Source organism: Viridibacillus sp. KH_047 (assembly GCF_057838945.1).
On the sequence record NZ_CM174479.1, the window covers coordinates 3,354,420 to 3,377,237 of the forward strand.

General features: G+C 36.5%; 22 protein-coding genes. 10 read left to right on the plus strand and 12 right to left on the minus strand.

The annotated features are described in order from the left end of the window. Positions 1 to 100 precede the first annotated feature (100 nt). Entirely contained in the window at positions 101 to 658 is a 558-nt protein-coding gene (gene def, locus AC3IS5_RS16575; RefSeq protein WP_489425375.1) for a peptide deformylase, read from the plus strand. A 55-nt stretch (positions 659 to 713) separates the two neighbouring features. Here the strand turns inward: def and AC3IS5_RS16580 are convergent, their stop codons facing one another. Next, positions 714 to 1,487 carry a Cof-type HAD-IIB family hydrolase gene (locus AC3IS5_RS16580; RefSeq protein ID WP_489425376.1) on the minus strand — a complete coding sequence of 258 codons (774 nt, stop codon included), beginning with the start codon at positions 1,485 to 1,487 and terminating at the stop codon, positions 714 to 716. Positions 1,488 to 1,769: 282 nt separating this feature from the next. Here AC3IS5_RS16580 and AC3IS5_RS16585 point away from each other — a divergent pair, with 282 nt between their 5' ends. Continuing rightward, positions 1,770 to 1,979, plus strand: a complete 210-nt coding sequence (locus tag AC3IS5_RS16585) for a DNA-dependent RNA polymerase subunit epsilon (protein WP_053417599.1) — start codon at positions 1,770 to 1,772, stop codon at positions 1,977 to 1,979. 4 nt (positions 1,980 to 1,983) lie between these two features. After that, complete coding sequence (rnjA, locus tag AC3IS5_RS16590) at positions 1,984 to 3,651, plus strand: ribonuclease J1 (RefSeq protein ID WP_390392709.1); 1,668 nt, start codon at positions 1,984 to 1,986, stop codon at positions 3,649 to 3,651. Positions 3,652 to 3,782: 131 nt separating this feature from the next. Here the strand turns inward: rnjA and AC3IS5_RS16595 are convergent, their stop codons facing one another. From AC3IS5_RS16595 to aceA, 7 genes are all read right to left on the minus strand, one after another. Continuing rightward, positions 3,783 to 4,442, minus strand: coding sequence for a potassium channel family protein (locus AC3IS5_RS16595; protein ID WP_038183611.1), 660 nt, complete (start codon positions 4,440 to 4,442; stop codon positions 3,783 to 3,785). Between the two features lie 144 nt (positions 4,443 to 4,586). Beyond that, the gene (locus tag AC3IS5_RS16600) at positions 4,587 to 5,045 is read right to left on the minus strand and encodes a TlpA family protein disulfide reductase (RefSeq protein ID WP_489425377.1); all 459 of its coding nucleotides are present in this window, start codon (positions 5,043 to 5,045) and stop codon (positions 4,587 to 4,589) included. Between the two features lie 98 nt (positions 5,046 to 5,143). Further along, complete coding sequence (locus tag AC3IS5_RS16605) at positions 5,144 to 5,692, minus strand: peroxiredoxin (RefSeq protein WP_038183596.1); 549 nt, start codon at positions 5,690 to 5,692, stop codon at positions 5,144 to 5,146. 361 nt (positions 5,693 to 6,053) lie between these two features. Beyond that, positions 6,054 to 6,332: a hypothetical protein gene (locus tag AC3IS5_RS16610; protein ID WP_489425378.1), complete on the minus strand. Its 279-nt coding sequence runs from the start codon at positions 6,330 to 6,332 to the stop codon at positions 6,054 to 6,056. A gap of 294 nt (positions 6,333 to 6,626) precedes the next feature. Then, positions 6,627 to 6,749 (minus strand): YhfH family protein, encoded by a 123-nt coding sequence (locus AC3IS5_RS16615; protein WP_200866437.1) that lies wholly within the window; start codon positions 6,747 to 6,749, stop codon positions 6,627 to 6,629. Positions 6,750 to 6,769: 20 nt separating this feature from the next. Continuing rightward, positions 6,770 to 8,374, minus strand: coding sequence for a malate synthase A (aceB, locus tag AC3IS5_RS16620; RefSeq protein WP_489425379.1), 1,605 nt, complete (start codon positions 8,372 to 8,374; stop codon positions 6,770 to 6,772). 18 nt (positions 8,375 to 8,392) lie between these two features. Then, entirely contained in the window at positions 8,393 to 9,676 is a 1,284-nt protein-coding gene (aceA, locus tag AC3IS5_RS16625) for an isocitrate lyase (RefSeq protein ID WP_489425380.1), read from the minus strand. 183 nt (positions 9,677 to 9,859) lie between these two features. On the opposite strand from aceA, the gene AC3IS5_RS16630 reads away from it, so the two are divergent. The 7 genes from AC3IS5_RS16630 to AC3IS5_RS16660 all read left to right on the plus strand — a co-directional run bounded on the left by AC3IS5_RS16630 (position 9,860) and on the right by AC3IS5_RS16660 (position 16,543). Next, positions 9,860 to 10,531 (plus strand): LytTR family DNA-binding domain-containing protein, encoded by a 672-nt coding sequence (locus tag AC3IS5_RS16630; protein WP_489425381.1) that lies wholly within the window; start codon positions 9,860 to 9,862, stop codon positions 10,529 to 10,531. Between the two features lie 376 nt (positions 10,532 to 10,907). Continuing rightward, a complete protein-coding gene (locus tag AC3IS5_RS16635; RefSeq protein ID WP_038183578.1) occupies positions 10,908 to 11,450 on the plus strand; it encodes a helix-turn-helix domain-containing protein in 543 nt (180 codons plus the stop codon). A gap of 15 nt (positions 11,451 to 11,465) precedes the next feature. Beyond that, positions 11,466 to 12,572: an ABC transporter ATP-binding protein gene (locus AC3IS5_RS16640; protein WP_489425382.1), complete on the plus strand. Its 1,107-nt coding sequence runs from the start codon at positions 11,466 to 11,468 to the stop codon at positions 12,570 to 12,572. Continuing rightward, a complete protein-coding gene (locus tag AC3IS5_RS16645) occupies positions 12,562 to 13,386 on the plus strand; it encodes an ABC transporter permease (protein WP_489425383.1) in 825 nt (274 codons plus the stop codon). Before AC3IS5_RS16640 ends, AC3IS5_RS16645 begins: the two co-directional genes overlap by 11 nt. After that, positions 13,370 to 14,173, plus strand: coding sequence for an ABC transporter permease (locus tag AC3IS5_RS16650; RefSeq protein ID WP_489425384.1), 804 nt, complete (start codon positions 13,370 to 13,372; stop codon positions 14,171 to 14,173). Before AC3IS5_RS16645 ends, AC3IS5_RS16650 begins: the two co-directional genes overlap by 17 nt. Beyond that, positions 14,170 to 15,243, plus strand: coding sequence for an ABC transporter substrate-binding protein (locus AC3IS5_RS16655; RefSeq protein WP_489425385.1), 1,074 nt, complete (start codon positions 14,170 to 14,172; stop codon positions 15,241 to 15,243). The genes AC3IS5_RS16650 and AC3IS5_RS16655 overlap by 4 nt, the downstream gene beginning before the upstream one ends. Before the next feature lie 103 nt (positions 15,244 to 15,346). Then, positions 15,347 to 16,543 carry an MFS transporter gene (locus AC3IS5_RS16660; protein ID WP_489427924.1) on the plus strand — a complete coding sequence of 399 codons (1,197 nt, stop codon included), beginning with the start codon at positions 15,347 to 15,349 and terminating at the stop codon, positions 16,541 to 16,543. Between the two features lie 40 nt (positions 16,544 to 16,583). Here the strand turns inward: AC3IS5_RS16660 and AC3IS5_RS16665 are convergent, their stop codons facing one another. Genes AC3IS5_RS16665 through AC3IS5_RS16680 form a run of 4 tightly spaced genes read right to left on the minus strand, consistent with a single transcriptional unit; the run spans position 16,584 to position 22,818 of the window. Then, positions 16,584 to 19,184 (minus strand): VWA domain-containing protein, encoded by a 2,601-nt coding sequence (locus AC3IS5_RS16665; RefSeq protein WP_489425386.1) that lies wholly within the window; start codon positions 19,182 to 19,184, stop codon positions 16,584 to 16,586. After that, positions 19,168 to 20,937, minus strand: coding sequence for a vWA domain-containing protein (locus AC3IS5_RS16670; RefSeq protein ID WP_489425387.1), 1,770 nt, complete (start codon positions 20,935 to 20,937; stop codon positions 19,168 to 19,170). The genes AC3IS5_RS16665 and AC3IS5_RS16670 overlap by 17 nt, the downstream gene beginning before the upstream one ends. 10 nt (positions 20,938 to 20,947) lie before the next feature. Continuing rightward, positions 20,948 to 21,826 (minus strand): DUF58 domain-containing protein, encoded by an 879-nt coding sequence (locus AC3IS5_RS16675; protein WP_489425388.1) that lies wholly within the window; start codon positions 21,824 to 21,826, stop codon positions 20,948 to 20,950. Further along, entirely contained in the window at positions 21,823 to 22,818 is a 996-nt protein-coding gene (locus AC3IS5_RS16680) for an AAA family ATPase (protein ID WP_489425389.1), read from the minus strand. The genes AC3IS5_RS16675 and AC3IS5_RS16680 overlap by 4 nt, the downstream gene beginning before the upstream one ends.

Consider the following 22,818-nt stretch of genomic DNA (forward strand, 5'->3'; position numbering starts at 1 on the left):
ACTTAAACAAATAATCTTTTAAGAACTCTTTTTCCATTGAACGATTGTCGTAGTTCGTTATACTATGGATATAGATTTTGTATCGAAAGGAAGAACCGAAATGATTTTAATGGATAATGTAATTCGCGAAGGCCATCCAACATTACGTACCCGCGCGAAAGAACTAACTTTCCCCCTATCACCTGAGGATAAAAAGTTAGGTCAAGACTTACTTGAATTCCTTATTAATAGTCAAGACCCTGTAATAAGTGAAAAATATAGCTTGCGTTCCGGAATAGGTATTGCCGCTCCGCAAATAAATGAATCAAAAAGAATGTTTGCTCTTCATCTACCTGATGACAATGATAATCTAATTAGTTTCGTAGCTGTAAACCCGAAAATCGTTAGTCATTCAGTTGAAAATACTTATTTAACAAATGGTGAAGGTTGTTTATCAGTTGATCGTAATGTAGCTGGTTACGTACCGCGTCATGCACGTATTACAGTTAAATTCCACACACTCGATGGTGAAGAAAAAAAAATGCGTTTAAAAGGAATACCCGCAATCGCGTTTCAACATGAATTAGACCATTTAAATGGTGTCATGTTCTATGATCATATTAATGAATCCAACCCATTCGCGGATGTACCTAATTCTCAACCAATTGAAAATAATTAACACGAAAAGCCTTACTATGAGTCGCAAAATCATAGTAAGGCTTTTTTATTGTTTTTTATACCAATTGTAATTTCTCCATTGCTTTTACTAATCCATCTTCATCTACATGATCAGTCACAAAACTCGCAACAGTTTTCGCTTCCACATGACCATTTCCCATCGCTACACCTGTCCCAACTGCCGTTAGCATTTCAACGTCATTTAAGCCATCACCGAAAGCTATTGCATCTTGCATTTCAAAATTTGTATATTCAAGTAATCGTTCAATCCCATACGCTTTAGAGACACCTTTATTTAATACATCACAACAATAAGTATGCCAACGAACTAACTGCAATTCAGGAAAAGCCTTTGCATACTCTTCTTCTTCCTCGACACTTACATATAATAATACTTGATAAATAGGATGATTTAAGTAGAAATCTTTTTCCAGTCTTGGCATAGGATAGAGTAAAGAAGCCAAGCTTTCCTTTATCTGATGATGCTCTGGAACAGAAGTAACCATCTCTTGATTATCTAAAAAAACTAATGGTTTGTCTTGTTTTTCCACATAGTTAACAAGAGCCTTCAGTTGTTCGAGTGGCACCGGCTTCAATGAGATGGGCTGTCCCTTATACACAACGTATTGGCCATTGAAACAAACATAAGAGTCTAATTTTAGCGTTTCAAGAACTTCCTGAATCATAAACGGAGCTCTACCTGTAGCAATAACCACTTCATGACCATTATCTTTTGCTTTTTTGACCGCATCAATTGTTGTCTGTGGAATTTCTTTTTTCGAATTATAGAGTGTACCGTCAATATCAAAAAACAATATTCTTTTCTGCATACTAAATTACTCCCTCTCTTTTCTTGTATTTCCATTTGTTAAGTAAAAAAACTTTACAGTAATAACCTAATATTGTATAATGTCCACGAGGAGTGATATGCCATGTTTAAACGCCTTAAAAAACAATTGTTGAAACGGCTTAATGGCTTGCTCGGAAAAAAAACAATCGCTTAAGTATATTTGCCCTTCATAATTTTGGAGGGCTTTTCTTTATTTTAAGTTACTAGCGTGATAATATAAAGGAAATGCAATTATTTTGAACGTGTTAAAGGAGAGCATATTATGATTTACAAAGTTTATTATCAAGAAAATGCGCTTGAAGTACCAGTTCGCGAAAATACTAAAAGCTTATACTTAGAAGCGGCAGATGAGCGTGAAGTTCGTCAAAAACTTAAAGACCGTAACTACAATATCGAATTTGTCCAATTGCTTGAAGGAAACTATTTAGAGTACGAACAAGCAAGCGAACATTTCCACGTGGAGAAACTCTAAACGTATGAAGTTTGTCAAAAACGACCAAACAGCGGTTTTCGCACTCGGCGGACTGGGCGAAATCGGTAAAAATACGTATGCCGTACAATTCCAAGATGAAATTATCTTGATTGACGCAGGAATTAAATTCCCTGAGGATGATCTATTAGGTATTGACTATGTAATACCAGACTACACTTATTTAGTAAGAAATGTAGACAAGATTAAAGGTCTTTTCATTACACATGGTCATGAAGATCATATTGGTGGTATTCCTTATTTGCTACGTCAAATTAACATTCCTGTATACGGCGGCAAGCTTGCACTAGGTTTGTTACGTAATAAATTGGACGAGCATGGTTTACTTCGCCAAACAAAAATGATTGAAATCCAAGAAGAGGACATTATTAAATTCCGTAAAACTTCTGTGAGCTTCTTCAGAACAACCCACAGTATTCCGGATGCATACGGTATTGTCGTTAAAACTCCTCCTGGTAATATCGTTCATACAGGAGATTTCAAATTTGACTTCACTCCTGTTGGTGAACCAGCAAACTTAACAAAAATGGCTGAAATCGGACGCGATGGCGTGTTATGTCTACTATCTGATAGTACAAATGCCGAAGTTCCTAATTTCACAATGTCTGAACGCAAAGTTGGAGAAAGTATTGATGAAATTCTACGCAAAGTAGAAGGTCGTCTTATTTTTGCAACATTCGCTTCAAATATTCACCGTTTACAACAAGTTACAGATGCAGCGGCTAAACACGGGCGTAAAATCGCCGTATTTGGCCGAAGTATGGATAACGCCATTACAATTGGTCGTGAATTGGGCTATATCACTGCACCAAAAGAAACGTTTGTTGATTCACAAACGTTAAATCGTTTGCCAGCTAACGAAGTATTAATTCTTTGTACAGGTAGCCAAGGTGAACCAATGGCAGCACTTTCTCGTATTGCCAACGGAACTCACCGTCAAATCCAAATTCAGCCTGGTGATACTGTTGTATTTTCATCTTCACCAATCCCAGGGAACACAATTAGCGTTAATAAAACAATTAACTCATTATTCCGTGCAGGTGCAGAAGTTATTCATGGTTCATTAAACAATATTCATACTTCCGGTCACGGTTCTCAAGAAGAACAAAAACTAATGCTTCGTCTGATTAAACCAAAATTCTTTATGCCAATTCATGGTGAGTACCGCATGCTTCGTATGCATGCTGATTTAGCTATTGATTGTGACGTAGAACCAGACAATACGTTCATCATGGAAAATGGTGACGTCCTTGCACTTAGCCCTAATACGGCTGCTGTATCGGGCCGAATTCCTTCTGGTGATGTTTACATTGATGGTAACGGAATTGGTGACATCGGTAATATCGTATTACGCGATCGCCGTATCCTTTCCGAAGAAGGTCTAGTCATCGTTGTGGTTAGCGTGAATATGGAGACACAGAAAATTGTTTCCGGCCCAGATATTATCTCTCGTGGTTTCGTATATATGCGTGAATCAGGTATGATGATTAATGAAGCTCAACAAATGTTGAACCGTCACTTACAACGTACATTACAAGACAAAACACCTCAATGGTCAGAATTGAAAAATGATATCACTGATGCATTAGGACCATACTTGTTTGAAAAAACAAAACGCCGTCCAATGATTTTGCCGATTATCATGGAAGTTTGATTACAAAAGGGTAGAGATTTTAAAATCTCTACCCTTTTAATATTTTATGGTGAAAGTCAATAAAAATGTATCTACCAAAAGATCATTCATCCCTAGCTCTCGAAATGAATTATCCTTAAAAAACTTTACTCTTAATTCATCATTTTCTTCTCAAAACGACTAATATCAACATCTGCCCCGATAACAATTAAAATATCACCTTCATGAATGACCTCATCCGCTTGCGGTGAAACGATGATTTCGTGCCCTCTTTTAATCGCTACAATATTAATACCATATCTTACCCTGATATCTAAGTTAATGATTGTATGGCCTTCTAATAAATGATTTGCCTTAATCTCCATAATTGAATGTTCATCAGATAATTCCAAGTAATCGAGTACATTATTTGACATCATATTATTCGCAATACGAATCCCCATATCACGTTCTGGATGGACAACATGATCTGCACCAATTTTTCGTAAAACTTTTTCATGGTAATCATTTTGCGCCTTCACAGTAATTTTCTGCACTCCAATTTCTTTTAACATCAATGTAGTTAAAATACTCGATTGAATGTCGTCACCAATTGCTATGATTACATGTTCAAAATTACGAATCCCAAGTGATTTCAAAACGGATTCATCCGTCGTATCTGCTACGACTGCCTGCGTGGCGATAGGAGCAAACTCATCCACTCTTTCTGGTTGTTTATCTATTGCCATTACATCAGCACCTTGTTGTATCAGCTCCGAAACGATACTGCCACCAAAACGACCTAAACCAATGACAACAAATTCTTTTTTCATGAAAATTTCCCCCGATACTGTAAAGAATGGACATAGTGTAACACAATACATTTAAGCATACAAACACAGCTATCACTATTTTTTCCAATAAAAAAAGAATTATCCTTATAAAAACAGGACAATTCTTATGACATTCGAAATGGCTTACGCGTCAGCGTTACGAACTTCGTCTAATACACGGTTAACGCGTTTTTCAAGCATTTTCATACCGCTACCACCTGCTTGGAAATGACGAAGTTGACCTTCTTTATCAAAAACATAATATGCAGGTACATATTGGTTATCGAAGGCGTCAGTTAACTTCATTTCACCGTCAACAAAGATTGGTTGTGTAATATCATGTTCAGCTGCAGTTGCTTTAATAACCTCTAAATCTAAATCACTTTCAGAACGTGGCATATGAACTGCAATAACATTTAATTCTCTACTGTATTCATCACGGAATTTATTGACATCTGGCATTGCTTCTTTACATAAATGACAGCTTACTGACCAGAAATGGATTAGTGTTGGTTTATTACCGATTAAGTTTGCTTTTGATACTTTACCGTTTAACCAAGCTGTTTCGCCTACTAATTCAGGCATTTGAGCACGTAGTTTCATATTTAATCACCTCATAATGGAATTCGTACATAGTATATTCTTATCTTTCAAAAAAAGACCTAACGTTTGTTAGGCCTTTTTGATGTTAAAAATCTAAATTAAACTTCTAGAGTTTTTTGACCTGGGCGCCAGTTAGCTGGGCAAAGACCGCCAGTTTGTAGTGCTTGTAGTACGCGAAGAGTTTCATCTACATCGCGACCAATGTTATTGTGATTAACAACTTGATATTGAAGTTCGCCTTCTGGATTGATGATGAATAATCCGCGAAGTGCTACGCCTTCTTCTTCAATTAACACGCCATAATCACGAGATACACGTTGATTGTGGTCAGCTGCTAATGGGAATTTTAATTGACCAAGACCATTTTCAGTACGATCAGTGTTGATCCACGCTAAGTGAGTGTGGATTGTATCAGTTGATACACCAATTACTTCTGCATCAAGATCTTCAAATTCATCGTAACGATCTGACATTGCAGTGATTTCTGTTGGGCATACAAATGTGAAGTCCATTGGATAGAAGAATAAAACAGTCCACTTGTCATTTTTCATGTTTTCTTCTAAATTAACTTTACCGAATTCTTTATTAGCTAATACTGCTTGCATTTCAAATCGAGGTGCTTGATTTGCTACTAAACGTTCTGCCATTGTGAATCCCTCCAAATATTGTTATGTATGCTATTGCGAAAAACCAAAATTTCCGCATTAATCCAATTCCTACAATAGCAAATCGACATTGTGAAATCAATCATTTACACTTAATAATTATTCTAATCTATATCTTTCTGTGACAAATAATCGACATTTTATGCATCAAATAATTATATAACTTATATTTAGTAAGAATTTATTAATTATATTAAAAAAATGATAACAAAAGAAAAAACCCCATAAATGGAGTTTAAATTCGATTAAAACTATTATAATTATTGGCTTTTTTGTCAATGTAATCATATTAGATATGGAGAAATACTCCATATATTAATTACTGTCAATTTTACAAGAGCAATTACAAAGGTCGATTAGGCCGCCCTTTACAAGTTTCACAGGAGGGATCCTCACATGCCTCTTCTCGCCATTCATTGCAATTTGCACAAAATAACGCATCATAATCATCTGAATAACGTAATAACCCTAAACATTCAGGACAATAATCTTCTAATGCAATCGCATCGATTAAACGATTATTCGCCATTAAGAATGTACCTTCAAAAACGGGATCACTTGGGACTTTCACCGCACCCTGTCGTTCTTTAGGATCTAGATAAAAAAACAATTTCTTTCCCAATATTTCCGCCTCCTTAGACACCTAGTTTAGCATAAATCATCGTCATTTTTCTCTATAATACTTTTTATTTTTTAAGAACATTTCGGTGAACTATTGCATATGTTCATAAATTACTTTCATGGAGGAATAGTACTATTTAGACTTCACATGAGGATTGTAGAATGCAGTTTTAAAAAAACCGAAAAGAATACATTTCAAATAGGTTATCGAAAAAGCATCATCCTTTAAAATAATTACAACAAAAAAACTCATCAGCCTATTGTTGACTGATGAGTTTAACTTTTACTATTCGTTTTACTCTTCGTTTATGCCGATGCAGCGCTCACACTCATAAAGAGTTGATTCAACACGCTCAACAATTACGCATCCGCATTCACGACAATGTTTTTTTGCTACTTCTTGTTTCGTTGTTTTCATTGTAATCTCCCCCATTTTTGTTATTGAATATGACTATAGCTTGGTAAAGTTAAAAATTCTTCAAATGTCGGTTTTAACGTCAAGAATTTAAAAATGTCTGCAGCTTCCTCATAACGACCACTTCGGAAGTTTCCCTGGCCAACTTGTTGCTCAATTTCTGCAAGTTCTTGTTGTAATATTTCTATAAATAGCTGCTCATTAATGTTACGACCATCATCAAGCACCCCTTGCGGATGACGAATCCATTGCCAAGTTTGTGAGCGTGAAATTTCTGCTGTAGCCACATCTTCCATCATATGGTTGATTGGCGCTGCTCCATTACCTCGTAGCCATGAAGCGATATATTGAACCCCTACACTGCAATTGACTCGTAAGCCAGCCTCCGTAATCGTTCCTACTGGCACTTCTAACAAATCTGCTGCTGTAACATGCACATCTTCTCTCTTTCGATCAATTTGGTTTGGTGTTTTCATATGCTCATCGAATTGTTCCATTGCTACTGATACTAACCCCGGATGGGCAACCCACGTTCCATCATGACCATCTGATGCTTCACGACGCTTATCTTCTCGTACCTTACCAAAAGCGATTTCATTTGCCTCTGGATTATCTTTAATCGGAATTTGCGCAGCCATTCCCCCGATAGCTGGTGCATTCCGTTTATGACAAGTTTGCACACATTTCAAAGTGTACGCACGCATGAAAGGCGATGTCATTGTCACTTGACCACGATCAGGTAAAATAACTTCTGGTTGATTGCGTAATCGTTTCAAATAGCTGAAAATGTAATCCCATCGTCCACAATTTAGACCTGCTGAATGCTCACGCAATTCATATAAAATTTCATCCATTTCAAATGCAGCTGTAATCGTTTCGATTAAGACAGTAGCCTTAATTGTTCTTTGCGGAAGACCTAGTTGCTCTTGAGCATAGATAAATACGTCATTCCATAATCGTGCTTCTAAATGGCTTTCAAGTTTAGGTAAGTAGAAATAAGGACCTGATCCACGGGCCACTAACTCCTTCGCATTGTGGAAGACATATAAACCGAAATCAAACAGACCTCCAGCGATTTGTTCACCGGCAATTTCAATATTCTTCTCGAGTAAGTGTAAACCTCGTGGGCGAACAAGTAAGACAGCTGGATTGTCATTTAATTGATATGTTTTACCATTTGATGATTGTGTAAAGAAAATTGTTTTTCGAACTGCATCACGCATATTCACTTGCCCTTCAATCATATTATCCCAAGTTGGTGATGTTGCATCTTCAAAACATGCCATGAACATTTTCGCCCCAGAATTCAGTGCATTAATGACCATTTTACGATTAACAGGCCCAGTAATTTCTACTCGACGATCTTGTAAATCTGCAGGAAGTGGAGCAATAGTCCACTCCCCCTCACGAATCTCTTTTGTCTCTGGAAGAAAATCCAGTTTCTCGCCAGCATCAATGCGCTGTTGTCTATTTTGACGTTCTTCTAATAATACTTTTCTTCTTTGATCAAACTGGCGGTGTAACGAAGCTATAAATTGCAAGGCTTCAGTTGTTAAAATTTCTTCGCTAGCTGCCGATTGTTTCCCTAAAATTTTGATTTCGTGAGAAGTTACTTGTTGAGTACTCATAGCTCATCCCCCTTTTGATTAAATGAATTGTGCTGTTTCTGTAGAACCTTTCATAGCAGTTGTAGAAGATGTTCCCCCTGAGATCACTTGTGATACATCATCAAAGTAACCAGTTCCTACTTCGCGTTGATGCTTTGTAGCTGTGTAACCTTTTGTTTCGTTAGCAAATTCAGCTTCTTGAAGTTTAGAGTATGCTGCCATGCCATTATCTTTATAATCATGCGCTAATTCGAACATGCTGTGGTTTAGTGCATGGAATCCAGCTAACGTTACGAATTGGAATTTGTAACCCATTTTCCCTAGTTCAACTTGATATTTAGCGATTGTTTCATCATCTAAGTTTGCTTTCCAGTTGAATGACGGAGAGCAGTTATACGCAAGCATTTTATTTGGGAATTTTGCACGGATCGCATCAGCGAATTTTTTTGCCTCTTCTAAGTCTGGTGTTGATGTTTCGCACCAAATTAAGTCTGCATACGGCGCATAAGCTAGGCCGCGAGCAATTGCTTGATTAATACCCGCTTTTGTACGGAAGAAACCTTCAGGAGTACGTTCCCCTGTGATAAACTCAGCATCTCTTGGATCGATATCACTTGTAACCATATCTGCTGCATCTGCATCTGTACGAGCAATTAAAATTGTAGGTACATCTAAAACATCAGCTGCAAGTCTTGCAGAGATTAGATTCCGAATTGCATTTTGTGTTGGAAGTAAAACTTTACCACCTAAATGACCACATTTTTTCTCCGAAGCTAATTGGTCTTCTAAGTGGACTCCTGATGCACCAGATTCAATCATACCTTTAACTAATTCAAAAACATTTAAAGGTCCGCCAAAACCAGCTTCAGCATCAGCTACAATCGGTGCGAACCAGTCAAAACCATCTTCGCGCCCTTCAGCATGATCAATTTGATCTGCTCGTTGTAATGCTTGGTTAATACGCTTAACAACTGCAGGAACGCTATTAGCTGGGTATAAGCTTTGGTCAGGATACATTTGACCTGAAAGGTTTGCATCTGCCGCTACTTGCCAACCGCTTAGGTAAATTGCTTGTAAACCCGCTTTAACTTGTTGTACAGCTTGGTTACCTGTCAATGCACCTAAAGCATTGATAAAATCTTCTTCATGTAAAGATTTCCATAAACGTGCAGCACCTTTTTTGGCTAATGTATGTTCAATAATTACTGAACCACGTAATTTAACTACCTCTTCCGCGCTATATGGACGTTCAATTCCTAACCAACGCCCCTCTTCAGTCCAGTTTTTTTCTAATTGCTCCACTTGTTGTTGTCTCGATACCATAACAATCCACACCTTCCAATTAATTTACGTTAAAATCTGTTTGAATTTAGTGTTGCATAACAGACAACGTTGTTATAAATTAATATATAACAGTTTCTAATTTTTGTTATTGTTTTTTGACAAAAACCCATTTTTTTATGACGAAAGAATGTTTTTCCAAGATGAATTGAGGGGGCACTTCAAATGGTTGAGGATAAAGTTGGTTTTGCAAAAGGATTAGTTGATCAATACAAGAATTTATTAGCGGATTGGGTTCCACAGGAGGCAACGCTGGCGATTGCTATCGGAGACTCTTACATCTATTATGTGGCAGGCGATTATAATGTACATTTAAATAATGGCAAAGGGATACAAAAAGGGAGTATTGCTGAACGAGTCATTCAAGAAAGAAGAAAGATCGAAGCTGTTGTAGAAGAAGAGGTGTTGGGTACACCCTATTACTGCATTGGTTATCCCATCGATTTACATGGCAAACCTGCAGCATTGCTAGTCATATTACCACCCAATCATCATTTAGCTGTAAAAGAACCTTTCCGCTTTATAACTGGTAAACAACAAGATGAATGGGCACCTATCGCAATTGAAAACGTCTCGCATTTCGAAAGCTTAAATAAAAAAAGCTGGTTTTATGCTAAAAGTGAACAATACAAAACGAACTTAACATTAAAAGAGTTACATAGACGATTACCCGATTGTTTTTTAAGAATTCACCGTTCCTATATAGTGAACATTCACTCTATCCAAAAAATAACAAGGGATTTCTCATCAAATTTAATGATTGTTTTAAAAGATAATACTGAACTACCTATCAGTAGTACCTATATTAATGATGTGAAGAGAGCTCTAGAGTTTTGAGATTAATATTAGTAATGTCTACCGAATGCCAAGATGCATTCGGTTTTTTTATTTAATAACTTCGGTTAATTAAGGACACCCTGTTAAATATGCTTAATTTTTTAATCCAGAACAACTTGACGAAATCACCTCCTATATAAAGAGAATACTTTCTTTCCATTTAGGGTAAGAGATTAAAGAGAATGCAGTTTTCATCTTAAAACTTCAAGTATTTTCTCATTAACTTTCAATAATGCTATTATTTTTTTCTAAAAACGGTTGAAAAATGCTGTCAATTTTGTATAATAGATATCGTTTGAGTAAACTAAAAGTTTCGTTAAAGTAAACTTTCGATTCTTTAAGTTTACGAATAGTAAACAATCGAGGAGCAAGGTAGATGCAAATCGGCAAAAAGATTAAACGACTTCGCCTAAAAAAGGGGCTTACCCAAGAAGAGTTAGGTGAAAGAACAGATTTGAGCAAAGGTTACATCTCACAATTAGAAAGAGATTTAAACTCTCCTTCTATTGAAACTCTCTTCACATTACTAGAAGTTCTTGGCTCAACACCGAAAGACTTTTTTGATGATGAACAAGAAGAACAAAAGGTCGTCTACACAGATGAGGACCAAACAATCTTTACAGACGAAGATAAAAAATATCGTATTCAATGGCTTATTCCAACTTCTAATGAAAAAGAAATTGAACCTGTCATTTTAACATTTGAACAAAACGGTGAATTCAAACAATTTGAGCCTTCTCTCTCTGAAACATTTATCTATGTTTTAACTGGGCGTGTTCGACTTGTATTAGGTAAAGAAGAATATATCGCAACTGCAGGAAATGCGGTTTATTTCGATGCTTCAGATACCCATCAACTGTTTAATGCTCACGCAGGAAAAACCGAGCTTTTACTCGTCGCAACCGAATCTTATTTATAGTTTAGGAGGCCCCACATGACTGAAAACTCAATTATCCGCTTTGAAAACGTGTCAAAGTCTTATTCTGATGGCACTGTCGTATTAAAAGACATCAGTTTTGAATTAGAAAGAGGTGAGTTTTACACGCTACTAGGTCCATCTGGTTGTGGTAAAACAACAATTCTCCGCCTAATCGCTGGTTTCATGGAGCCAACGAGTGGCTCGATTTATTTCAATGGGAAGAAAATCAATAATGTTCCTGCAAATGAAAGACAAGTGAATACTGTATTCCAAGACTATGCCCTATTCCCACATTTAGATGTGTTTGAAAATGTAGCATTTGGATTGCGTATAAAAAAACTAAAAAATGCTGAAATAACAACTCGTGTAAATGAAGCATTAAAATTCGTTAACTTAGAAGGCTATGGCAATCGTGAAATATCTGAAATGTCTGGTGGTCAACGTCAACGTGTCGCTATCGCTCGGGCAATTGTGAATGATCCTGAAATCATCTTATTAGATGAACCATTATCTGCATTAGATTTAAAGCTTCGCACAGAAATGCAATATGAACTGAGAGAATTACAACAACGACTAGGTAAAACATTTGTATTTGTCACACATGATCAAGAAGAAGCATTAGCAATGTCGGATGAAATTTTCGTTTTAAGCGAAGGTACTATTCAACAAAGTGGAACACCAGTTGATATTTATGACGAACCAATTAACCGATTCGTGGCTGATTTCATCGGCGAATCAAATATAGTACCTGGTACGATGATTGAAGACTTTGTCGTGAAATTCGCAGGCAAAACATTCGAATGTGTTGACCAAGGTTTAAATCCAAATGAAAAAATAGACATCGTAATTCGACCTGAAGATTTAGAAATTACGTCACTTGAAAATGGTAAGCTAGAAGTAACTGTAGATACACAATTATTCCGCGGTGTACATTATGAATTATCTACCTATGATGAAGATGGAAATGAATGGCTTGTACACTCATTAAAAAAAGCAACAGTTGGTACGAAAATCGGACTAGATTTTGATCCTGAAGCCATTCACGTTATGCGTCTAAACGAGACAGAGGAAGACTTTGACAAACGTTTAGAATCATATGGAGATGAAGAAGATGAGAAATAACAAAAACAATCCATTTACACTCGTTCCATATTATTTATGGATTGCTCTCTTTGTAATTGCTCCTATTATATTGGTTGTGTATTACTCACTTCTTGATTTAAATGGTAATTTTACATTCGCAAACTATCAGAACTTCTTTACGGGCGTTTATTTGAAAATGACGTTAAGTTCATTTTGGTACGCATTTCTGATTACCGTATTTTCATTATTAGTTTCTTATCCAACTGCCTATTTAATTACTAAAACAAAGCAAAAACAACTTTGGCTGATATTAATTATTATTCCTTCATGGATTAACTTACTTTTAAAAACGTACGCATTTATTGGGATTTTCGGTATGAGTGGTCCGATTAATGCAGTTTTGAAAACACTTGGCATTCCAGAACAACAAATCTTATTTACTGATGCTAGTTTTGTTTTTGTGGCTGTTTATATTTTCATTCCGTTTATGATTTTACCGATTTTCAATGCATTGGATAAACTAAATCCAGCACTTATTTATGCTTCTCGTGATTTAGGTGCTTCTAAACTGACTACATTTCGTCGAGTTATACTACCACTGACAATGAACGGTGTTAAATCAGGAATTCAAGCAGTGTTTATCCCTTCATTATCACTATTTATGATAACTCGACTCATTGCAGGTAACCGCGTTATTACACTTGGGACTGCAATCGAACAACAGTTTTTGGTTACACAAAACTGGGGAATGGGTTCGACAATTGCAGTTTTCTTAATACTATTTATGTTCATCATCATGCTACTCACTGGTCAAAAAGAGAAAGGGGCATCACAAAATGGAAAAGCTAAGTAAAGGTTCAAAGCTGTATTTAGCTTTGGTTTTTGTCGTTTTGTATGCGCCTATTCTGTTTTTAGTATTTTACTCTTTTAACAGTGGCGGAACGATGACAAATTTTGAATCATTTACGTTGGAACATTATAAAGCTGTATTTGAAGATACACGGTTGATAAACATTTTGATTAATACTGTTGTAGTAGCATTATTGTCCGCACTCATTTCCACTATAATTGGGACTCTTGGTGCGATTGGAATTGTTTCGATACGCAATCACAAACTACGTAATACTGTTCTTTCGCTTAATAATATTTTAATTGTAAGTCCAGACGTTATTATTGGAGCATCTTTCTTGATTTTATTCACAATGGTTGGAGTTAATTTAGGATTCAGTTCTGTATTATTAGCACACGTTGCTTTTAGTATCCCAATTGTTGTCATCATGGTTTTACCTAAGTTACAAGAAATGAGTTCTTCTCTAATCGATGCCGCACTTGATTTAGGTGCATCACGTCGCGACATTTTAACTCGTGTTATTTTACCTTATATCAAACCAGGTATTTTCGCAGGATTCTTTTTAGCTTTAACTTATTCTCTTGATGATTTCGCAGTAACGTTTTTCGTTACCGGAAATGGCTTCAGTACTTTATCTGTTGAAATCTATTCGATGGCACGCGCTGGTGTGTCCTTAACTGTTAATGCTATTTCAGGCTTAGTATTCTTTGTTACGATGTTACTAGTGCTTGGCTATTACTTCATCACAAACCGTAGTAAAGGCGCTCGTGGATCGGAGGTTCCTAAATGAAGTCATTAGTACGCTATACAGTTGGCATAATTCTTGTTTGCGCAATACTGATGTATGCTGCAAGTGTAATGGACCAAACTTCCGGTAAATCAGGAAAAGATATTTTAACCATTTACAACTGGGGCGAATATATTGACCCTGACTTACTGAAACAATTTGAAAAAGAAACTGGTATTCATGTTATTTACGAAACATTTGATTCAAACGAAGCGATGATGACGAAAATTGAACAAGGTGGTACATCTTATGATATTTCGATGCCATCTGAATACACAATTGAGCAAATGAAAGAACGTGAATTACTACTTCCAATCGACTACAAACAAGTTCCGAATATCAAGAACATCGATGAAGATTTTTTGAATTTGGATTTTGACCTGAAGAATAAATACTCTGTCCCTTATTTTTGGGGGACTGTAGGGATTGTATACAATACAAAAATGTTAAAAGGACACAATTTTGATAGCTGGGATGATCTTTGGGATCCCTCTCTAAAAGGAAAATTAATATTAGTTGATAGTGCTCGTGAAGTTTTAGGTGTTAGCTTAAACAGTATGGGGAAATCACTTAATTCTACTGATACTGATGAATTAAAGGAAGCAACTGACAAATTAATAACAATGGCCCCAAATGTCAAAGCTATTATCGGAGATGAAGTAACGCAATTAATGGTCAATGGCGATGCCTCTGTTGCTTTAACTTGGTCAGGTCAAGCCGCTGATATGATGTCTGAGAATGAGGACTTAACATACAATGTACCATCAGAAGGTTCGAATTTATGGTTTGATAACATGGTTATTCCTAAAACTTCTAAAAACATTACAGGTGCGCATAAATTCATTAACTTTATGTTAGATCCTGAAGTGGCTGCTCAAAATGCAGATTATGTAGGATACTCTACACCGAATAAAGCTGCATTAAAATTAATGGATCCTGAAGTAGTAAACGACGAACGCTACTATCCATCGAAAGAAGTTCGAAATAATTTGCATGTGTATAAAAATTTAGGTAAAGAAAAAATCGGTGAGTACAATGAGTTTTTCTTGAAATTTAAAATGTCCATACGATAAAATGAAGAAGCTCGGTAGGTGTAAACCTTACTGAGCTTCTTTTGTTGCTTAACATCTGAACAAGCTGTATAATTCTAACAGCGACGTTAATTAGCAACACGAAATACTTCTTCGAGAAAGAGTGAAATATATGAAATCCTCTAATAAATTGGCATTGATTTTATTAATGTTCAATATGTTTATCACAATGAGTGCCGTTGGTCTTATTATTCCTGTTATGCCCACCTATTTAAAACTGTTTGGTGCAGCTGGACAAGTACTCGGCTTTTTAATAGCTATAATAGCTTTTGCACAGTTTCTGTTCTCCCCTATTGCTGGTAATCTATCTGACCGTATAGGTAGAAAAAAATTAATAGTTTTTGGACTAATTTTAAACGGTATTGCACAAATCTCTTTTGGCTTATCTACAGAACTTTGGATGCTATTCGTTTGTCGATTCTTAACAGGAGTCGGATCTGCATTTATCGTACCGCCAATTATGGCCTATGTAGCAGATATTACAACCATTGATGAACGCGGAAAAGCGATGGGTCTAATTGGTGCAGCGATTTCACTGGGCTTTATGATTGGTCCCGGAATTGGTGGCTTTTTGTCTAATGTTAGTTTACACTTCCCATTTTATTTTGCTGGGTCTGCTTCTATTATTGCAGGGGTATTATCTCTCATCTTATTACCAGCGACAACACCAGTAATACAGAATGTTGTGAAAGGTGATAACATATTCAAGCAATTAACCCGTTCATTCCATGCATCTTATTTTGTACTACTCATTGTTGTCTTTGTCTTCTCATTTGGAATTTCAAATTTCCAAGCGACTCTATCATTGTTCTTAACTTATAAGTTTGCATATACAGCAACTGATATCGCTATTTTAATGACAGTTGGTGGTTTTGTTGGTGTCATCGTTCAAGGCTTTGCATTAAATAAGTTATTTAAAAAATTCGGCGAAATGAAAATAATTTTATTTGGTCTTGCAGTTGCGTCCATTAGCATGCTTGGAATATTATTCGTTAGTGGATTCTTTATCATGTTGCTTGTGGCAACAATATTCTCAACTGCAACAACTTTAATTCGTCCTTCTGTCAATACTCTAATTTCAAAAACTGCTGGCAATGAACAAGGTTTCGCAGCTGGTATGAATAATGCATACATGAGTTTAGGTAATATGATTGGTCCTGCACTTGCAGGAATATTATTCGATTGGAATATGAATAGCCCCTATGTTTTCGGGACGATTATTCTTGTAGGTTGCTTCTCCTTAACTGCGGTTTGGGCAAAGAAAAAAACGACACTTGCTTAATAAAATATATGAAAAGGCGGCTCAAACTCGAGCCGCCTTTTTAACGTGTTTTTTTATTTTTTAACAGTTCACCAACATTGAGGTGTTCTTCATGTTTGGTTTCTTTTTTTGTTCTACGAAATCCCTTAGGAATATTACGTAATGTAGTCCAGCCAAAACGTCTTAATGTAATATCTATAAAGAACAATAACATTGCAGTTAACACTAACCATTGTGCAATGCTCTGTTGATTTAAACTTGATGAAGGAAGCTTACGAAATGCTTCTGCTGGATCTGTAAGTTCTTTACCATTGGTTTTTGTTGAAAGCTCTGTTAATAACTTTGTATTGTCCGGCTGTATTTGATATTCTGCACTATATGGGATAGTCAGTCCCGCTTGATACAAACCTTCTTCATCATTTGAAACTCTGAAGAATACTAATCCGGGTCCATGTTCAAAATTCACACGGGTTTTACCAGGTGCTAAAGGTTCTTCTGTGATTGATAACTCTTCACCTTTTTCATCTACAACAACTATGTCCATAAAGGCCGATTGTGCTGTCGGGTCTGAAACAATAAAAGAACCGTCGCTCTGCTGTTGGATATTATAGGGTACCTCATTATATGCTGGGAGTAGCTCTGACACGGTCGTGTTCCAAAAATCCGACCATCCTTGAAAGCGAGCCCAATCTCCACTCCACTTGCCTGTTGTATCCGATGTGAAGGCCATTGTCTTTCCTAGTCCATATTTCCATTCAGCAAGAACAGGATCATCCTTTTCACTTTCTGCAATGACATTAGCCGTTTGCTTTGCTGTAGTAGCGATATAAGCATTCATTTTCGGCACGCCATCTTTAAATAAACTTTGCCATTTCGCCCCTCCACCTATGATAGGATAAAAGGGATTATCTTCAATATATGTGCGCGTCAACATCGACGTTTCACGAGAAAGTATTGATGGAATTGTTTCTTCATCTGCCACATCATAGAATCGACCTGCACCTGCTTCCGCTAAATATTGAAGCAAACCTCGATCAGAATCTTGTCCAATCGCAACTGTAGAAAGTGTAATATTCGCTTTTTTACCTTCCTCAATTAGCTGATCATAGGAATTATTTGTTGCTGCCTGCCCATCTGTTAACAATATAATATGCTTGCGCTGTAATTTTAAATCTTGCATACGTTCATAAGCTAAGCTTAATGAAGTATAAATTTCGGTTCCTCCATTTGGTGCGACAGATAAAATTTGCTCGATCACTTGCTTTCTATCTTCTAACGGGATTGGCGGTATGATTTCCCATGGCCGATCGTCAAACGCGATGAATCCAAATGTATCGTCTTCACGCAATAATTCTACTGAGCGTGCAGCGGCTTCTTTTGCTAAATTAATTTTGTTACCACTCATACTCCCAGAACGGTCTAGGACAATTGTTAAGCCAAGAGAAGGAATTTGTTCTTTACCTTTCACTTCCATTTCAACAGGTAAAATGGTTTCAATCGGTGTTTTGAAATAACCACCGAGCCCAAAACTATTTTCCCCACCAATCATCATAAATCCCATTCCAAAGTTTTTCACTGCCTGTTCAATCATCGCCATTTTCTTCTCTCCGACTAAATGCCCTGAGACATTGTCAAAAATAATAGCATCATAGCCAATATAAGATGACTGCATTGACGGTAATTCTATCGCTGAGATGTCATCTATCTTTAACGTACTCTGGTCAATAACATTCGAAAGAGTACTTGATTTCACATCATCTCCGTGTACTAATAATATATGTGGTGTTCCTTGCACTGTAGTGACACTCGTTAACTCATTATTTTCAAGTAAGGCATCTTCTGCCATTTTAAGTTGGACCTTATATTTAAAAAGGCCGTCACCTTTTGCCGTATGGCGGAAAGTAATTGTATTTGAACCACTATCTAACTGCACTTTTTGTTTTTCAATTACTTTATCATTCGCCGATAAAAGTAACTCACCTGTCGTATTTGTCGATGCTTCTATTTGTACCGTTAACTGTTGCCGTTCACCTTTATATGCCACTGGTGGCGTTTCAAAAGATGTAATGGCAACATCTTGTTTTACTGGTTTATCTACTTTTACTGTATCAATTTGAATATTACTATTTTGTAGCCGACTAAGTTGATCCATTGTAGAACCCGCTGTTTCTACTCCATCTGAAAATAATACAATACGAGTAGCCTTATTGCGATCTACTACATTCGATACTAGCTGTAAGGCATTTGCTAGATTGGTTTGTCCACTATCTTTTATAGCTGACCATACTGGCAAATTGATGTTATCAGCGGTTAAGCCAAGATCAGTTTGTACTCCTGAAGCAAAGCTATAAACTCCTTTAGATTGATAGTCCTTACTACTTTCAATACTTTCTTGAATCCAACTTGCAATATCTTTTTCAGTTCCTTTCATTGAAGCAGAACGATCTACTAAAAAGACTACTTGTTCTTCCTTTACCGGCAATAAAATATATGGGGCACTCAATGCAAAAATAAGCAAGCTGATTGCTACTACACGCATGTAGAAAATAATTTTATGTTCTTTATTATAACGCTTTCTACTTTGTAGCCATGCCCATCCAAAATACATTAGAACTGGTATGAATAACAAAAGATAGAGAGGGTGATCAATGCGTAAATCCATATCGACGTTGCACCTCCCATTCAACTAGTAATAATGTGATAATCAACAATAATAATAATGGCACTAGGGGTTGCTGTATAAAATTTGTTGCTTTTTTATCCATAGTCTCTCCATATTCAAATGAAGTCCCTTTAGCAATTACTTTTTCTTGCTGCTGTAATGTAACTACGAAGCGTTTTTCCTCATTACCCGATTTCATCATATAGAGTCCTGGTTTAGTAGGTGCGATAAAACTGTTACCATCTTCAAAGCTACGAATGTATTCCCCGTCTTGAGTATATATTTCATACCCTTCTTCTCCACCGTCTATTCCTGCCAAAGAAATAATACGTCTTTCATTCGGTGAAAATGTGCCAATATCACTACCACTACTAGCAAGGCTTTCTTTTGCACTCCATAAGAATAAAGGGAATGAAGGGTGAAGCGGCCAATCTGTCATTTGTATATCCGCTAAGACGGCAATATGTCCTATAGGTGAAATTTGAATAAATGGCGCATCTCCAATTGTTGCAATTGTTTTATAATCTGTAAACGCAGGATACAACTCATTGACGTATACACCCTTTATTGGAGCATAAGCAAAGAGGTTAGAATCCTTCGTTTTCAGTTCTCCCTTTACTTCTTTTGCTTTTTTATCATCACGCCCAATTAAAAGAACTGGTTGCTTTTGTTGTTCTAAGAACCTCGTTTGGTTTGTAACGATGATTGCATCATCCTTCGAATCTCCCAATTGTAATGATGGTACTATGCTTACTGGGAAATCCATCGCCTGAAAAGCTTTTTGTACTAATTGCTGTAACCCTTGATCGACTAAAATTTTAGATATATTCTGCTGTATCAAAATGGTCATTTCGTTATCTACTTTGTAGTCATCCTTGACCTTTAACTTAGCTGTTAGAGCTGTTTGATTAGGAAGATTATCGAAGAGAACACGTTCTTCTTTATTTGCAGGGATAGTAATTTTCTTTTTTGTTAACTCTTTACCTTTATCATTTGCAATTAAAATTGTTACTTGTTGTTCTTTTCTCGTATCATTTTTTACTTGAGTAATCGCCTTCAGCTGACCTTCTACTTTTGTTGCACCAAAGCGCTGCAATGAAATGTTCTGTAGGTCATCTGGTGCCCCTTTCACAATCCATTTAACGTCTGGTAATTCCAATGGTAATTGGTCACGTTCTATTGCATCCGTGAACAAATAAATAACTGTTGATTTCTTGCTAATGAATGTTTGTAAAAAATCTAACATTTTTGGAAACTGTTCATTAGCATATGTAACTTCTAAAGATTTTACGGCGCTTTGAATCGTCTTAGTATTAGTTTCGTTACGCAAAATGACTTGTGGTTCTGGTCCAGTCGTTATTATCGTAACAGCCTTACCGCCAAGCCTATTTGTTAAATCTAGCATTTCTTTTTGATGTTCCTCAAATATAGTTTGCTCGTCTTTTTGCGATAGCATTGTAGCTGACGTATCTACTACCCAAATAATTTGATCACCAGCAATAGATTTCGTTTTCCAATACGGTTGTAATAAAGCTAAAACAAGTAAAATAAGCCCAAGCATTTGCAAATAAAATAAGGCATTTCTTTGTAAATGTTGTAAATAAGGTGAAGCCTTCGTTTCTTTCATTACTTCGTCCCAAAAAAGCGTGGAAGAAATTTGTTTCACCACATATTTTTTACGGAAAAAATAATAAATTAATACCGTTAGAGGAAAGATTGCTGTTAATAGAAACGGTAGTTGATTAAATCCCATTTACTTCACCTCACTGTAACCATTTTGCTTTGACTAGTTGATTAAATAGAACGTGTTGGAGCCCATCTATCACTTGCACAGTTAAATGCTGTACACCATATTTTCTACATATTGACTCAAGCTCTAATTGATGTCCCTGTTGTTTTTCTTCATATGATCGAAGTACATTTTGTGACATTGATACATTAACACTCGATGAAGTCTCAACATCAACTAATCGTACATCCCCAGAGTAAGTTGGTAATTTTTCATCAGCTGACTGTATTTGGAGAAGTCGAACATCCTTTGCAAATCTCGGCGTTTTACTTAAAAAAGCACTCCACTTTTCGAGTGGTTCAAGCACATCTGAAATAATTATCAATATCGTTGCATCCTTAGGCAAAGTTTGTAAAGCATGTTCAGCAAAAGATTCGGTGAAAATTGGTTCCGATAAATCTGATACCGTCTTTTCAAATGCCCTTTGATAAGTTGCCCCCTTGCGACGAAATAGTGGTGTCGGTTTGTCTGATACATATGAAAATGTTAATCGATCATCCTTATTTAACACCATAAGGCCTAAAGCAGTAGTTAGCTGTCTTGCGAATAGCCATTTTGACTCCTCACCCATCGATTTCGTTGTATCAAGTACTATATGAACACGCATCTCTTGCTCATCTAAAAAACGTTTAATAAAGAATTTCTCAGTTCTTGCAAAGACATTCCAATCCAATTGTCGAACATCGTCACCTGGATGATATTCTCTAAAATCAGAGAAATCTAGTGATGCTCCAAAACGCTGTGACCGATTCGCTCCTTTATGATGTCCACGTATTTTCGTAGCTGTATTTAAAGACAACCTCCGAATTTTACTAGCCCATTCATTTGGCAGCAAAAGATTTGATTGTATCATACTACTTGCCCTTGTTTCATTTTTTCAAGTAATGTATTTAGTACATCGTCAACTTGTAAGCCTGCAGCCTCTCCTTCATAATTAAGCATTAATCGATGGCGGAGAGCTGGTTTTGCTACAGTTTTTATATCTGCAATAGACACATGATAGCGGCCATTAATTAGTGCACGTGCTTTTGCAAGTTTTACAATACTTTGCAATCCACGAGGACCACTACCATACTCGATAAACTGTTTCACTTCATCAATCGTATCAGGACTATCTGGATGCGTAGCGACAACTAAATCTACCGCATAAGAAAGCATATCATCAGCTATTATTACCTCTTTTACCATTTCTTGTAATTCAACAATTTCTGTATCATTCATTATTTTTTGTAGTTCAATTGAAATTGAACCTGTCGTTCTTTTCATGATTTCTATCAGTTCCATTTTTGATGGAGTAGGGACTAGTATTTTACAAAGGAAACGGTCCATTTGCGCTTCTGGTAAAGGATAGGTTCCTTCCATTTCGATTGGATTTTGTGTAGCTAATACAAAGAATGGTTTTGCCATTTTCTTTGTATCACCAAGAACAGTTACTGTTTTTTCACCCATTGCCTCTAGTAGTGCACTTTGAGTTTTTGGCGTTGCACGGTTTATTTCATCGGCTAATACCATTTGACTGAATATAGGCCCTTTTTGGAAAGAAAAACGCTGATTTCCATCTGCTGAACGTTCAATAACACTCGTACCTGTTATATCCGTTGGCATTAAGTCTGGCGTAAATTGAATACGTGAAAACGATAAGTCAAGAACTTCAGAAATTGTTCGGATCAACATTGTTTTCCCTAACCCTGGAAGCCCTTCTAGTAAAGCGTGGCCATCAGCAAGAACAGCAAACATCGTATAATCGATTGCCTCTTCCTGACCAACGATAAAGCGACCAATTTCGTCTCGAACAGTTTGTAATTTTTCACTCATCGCTACATATTGCTCTGGTGTGTATGACAT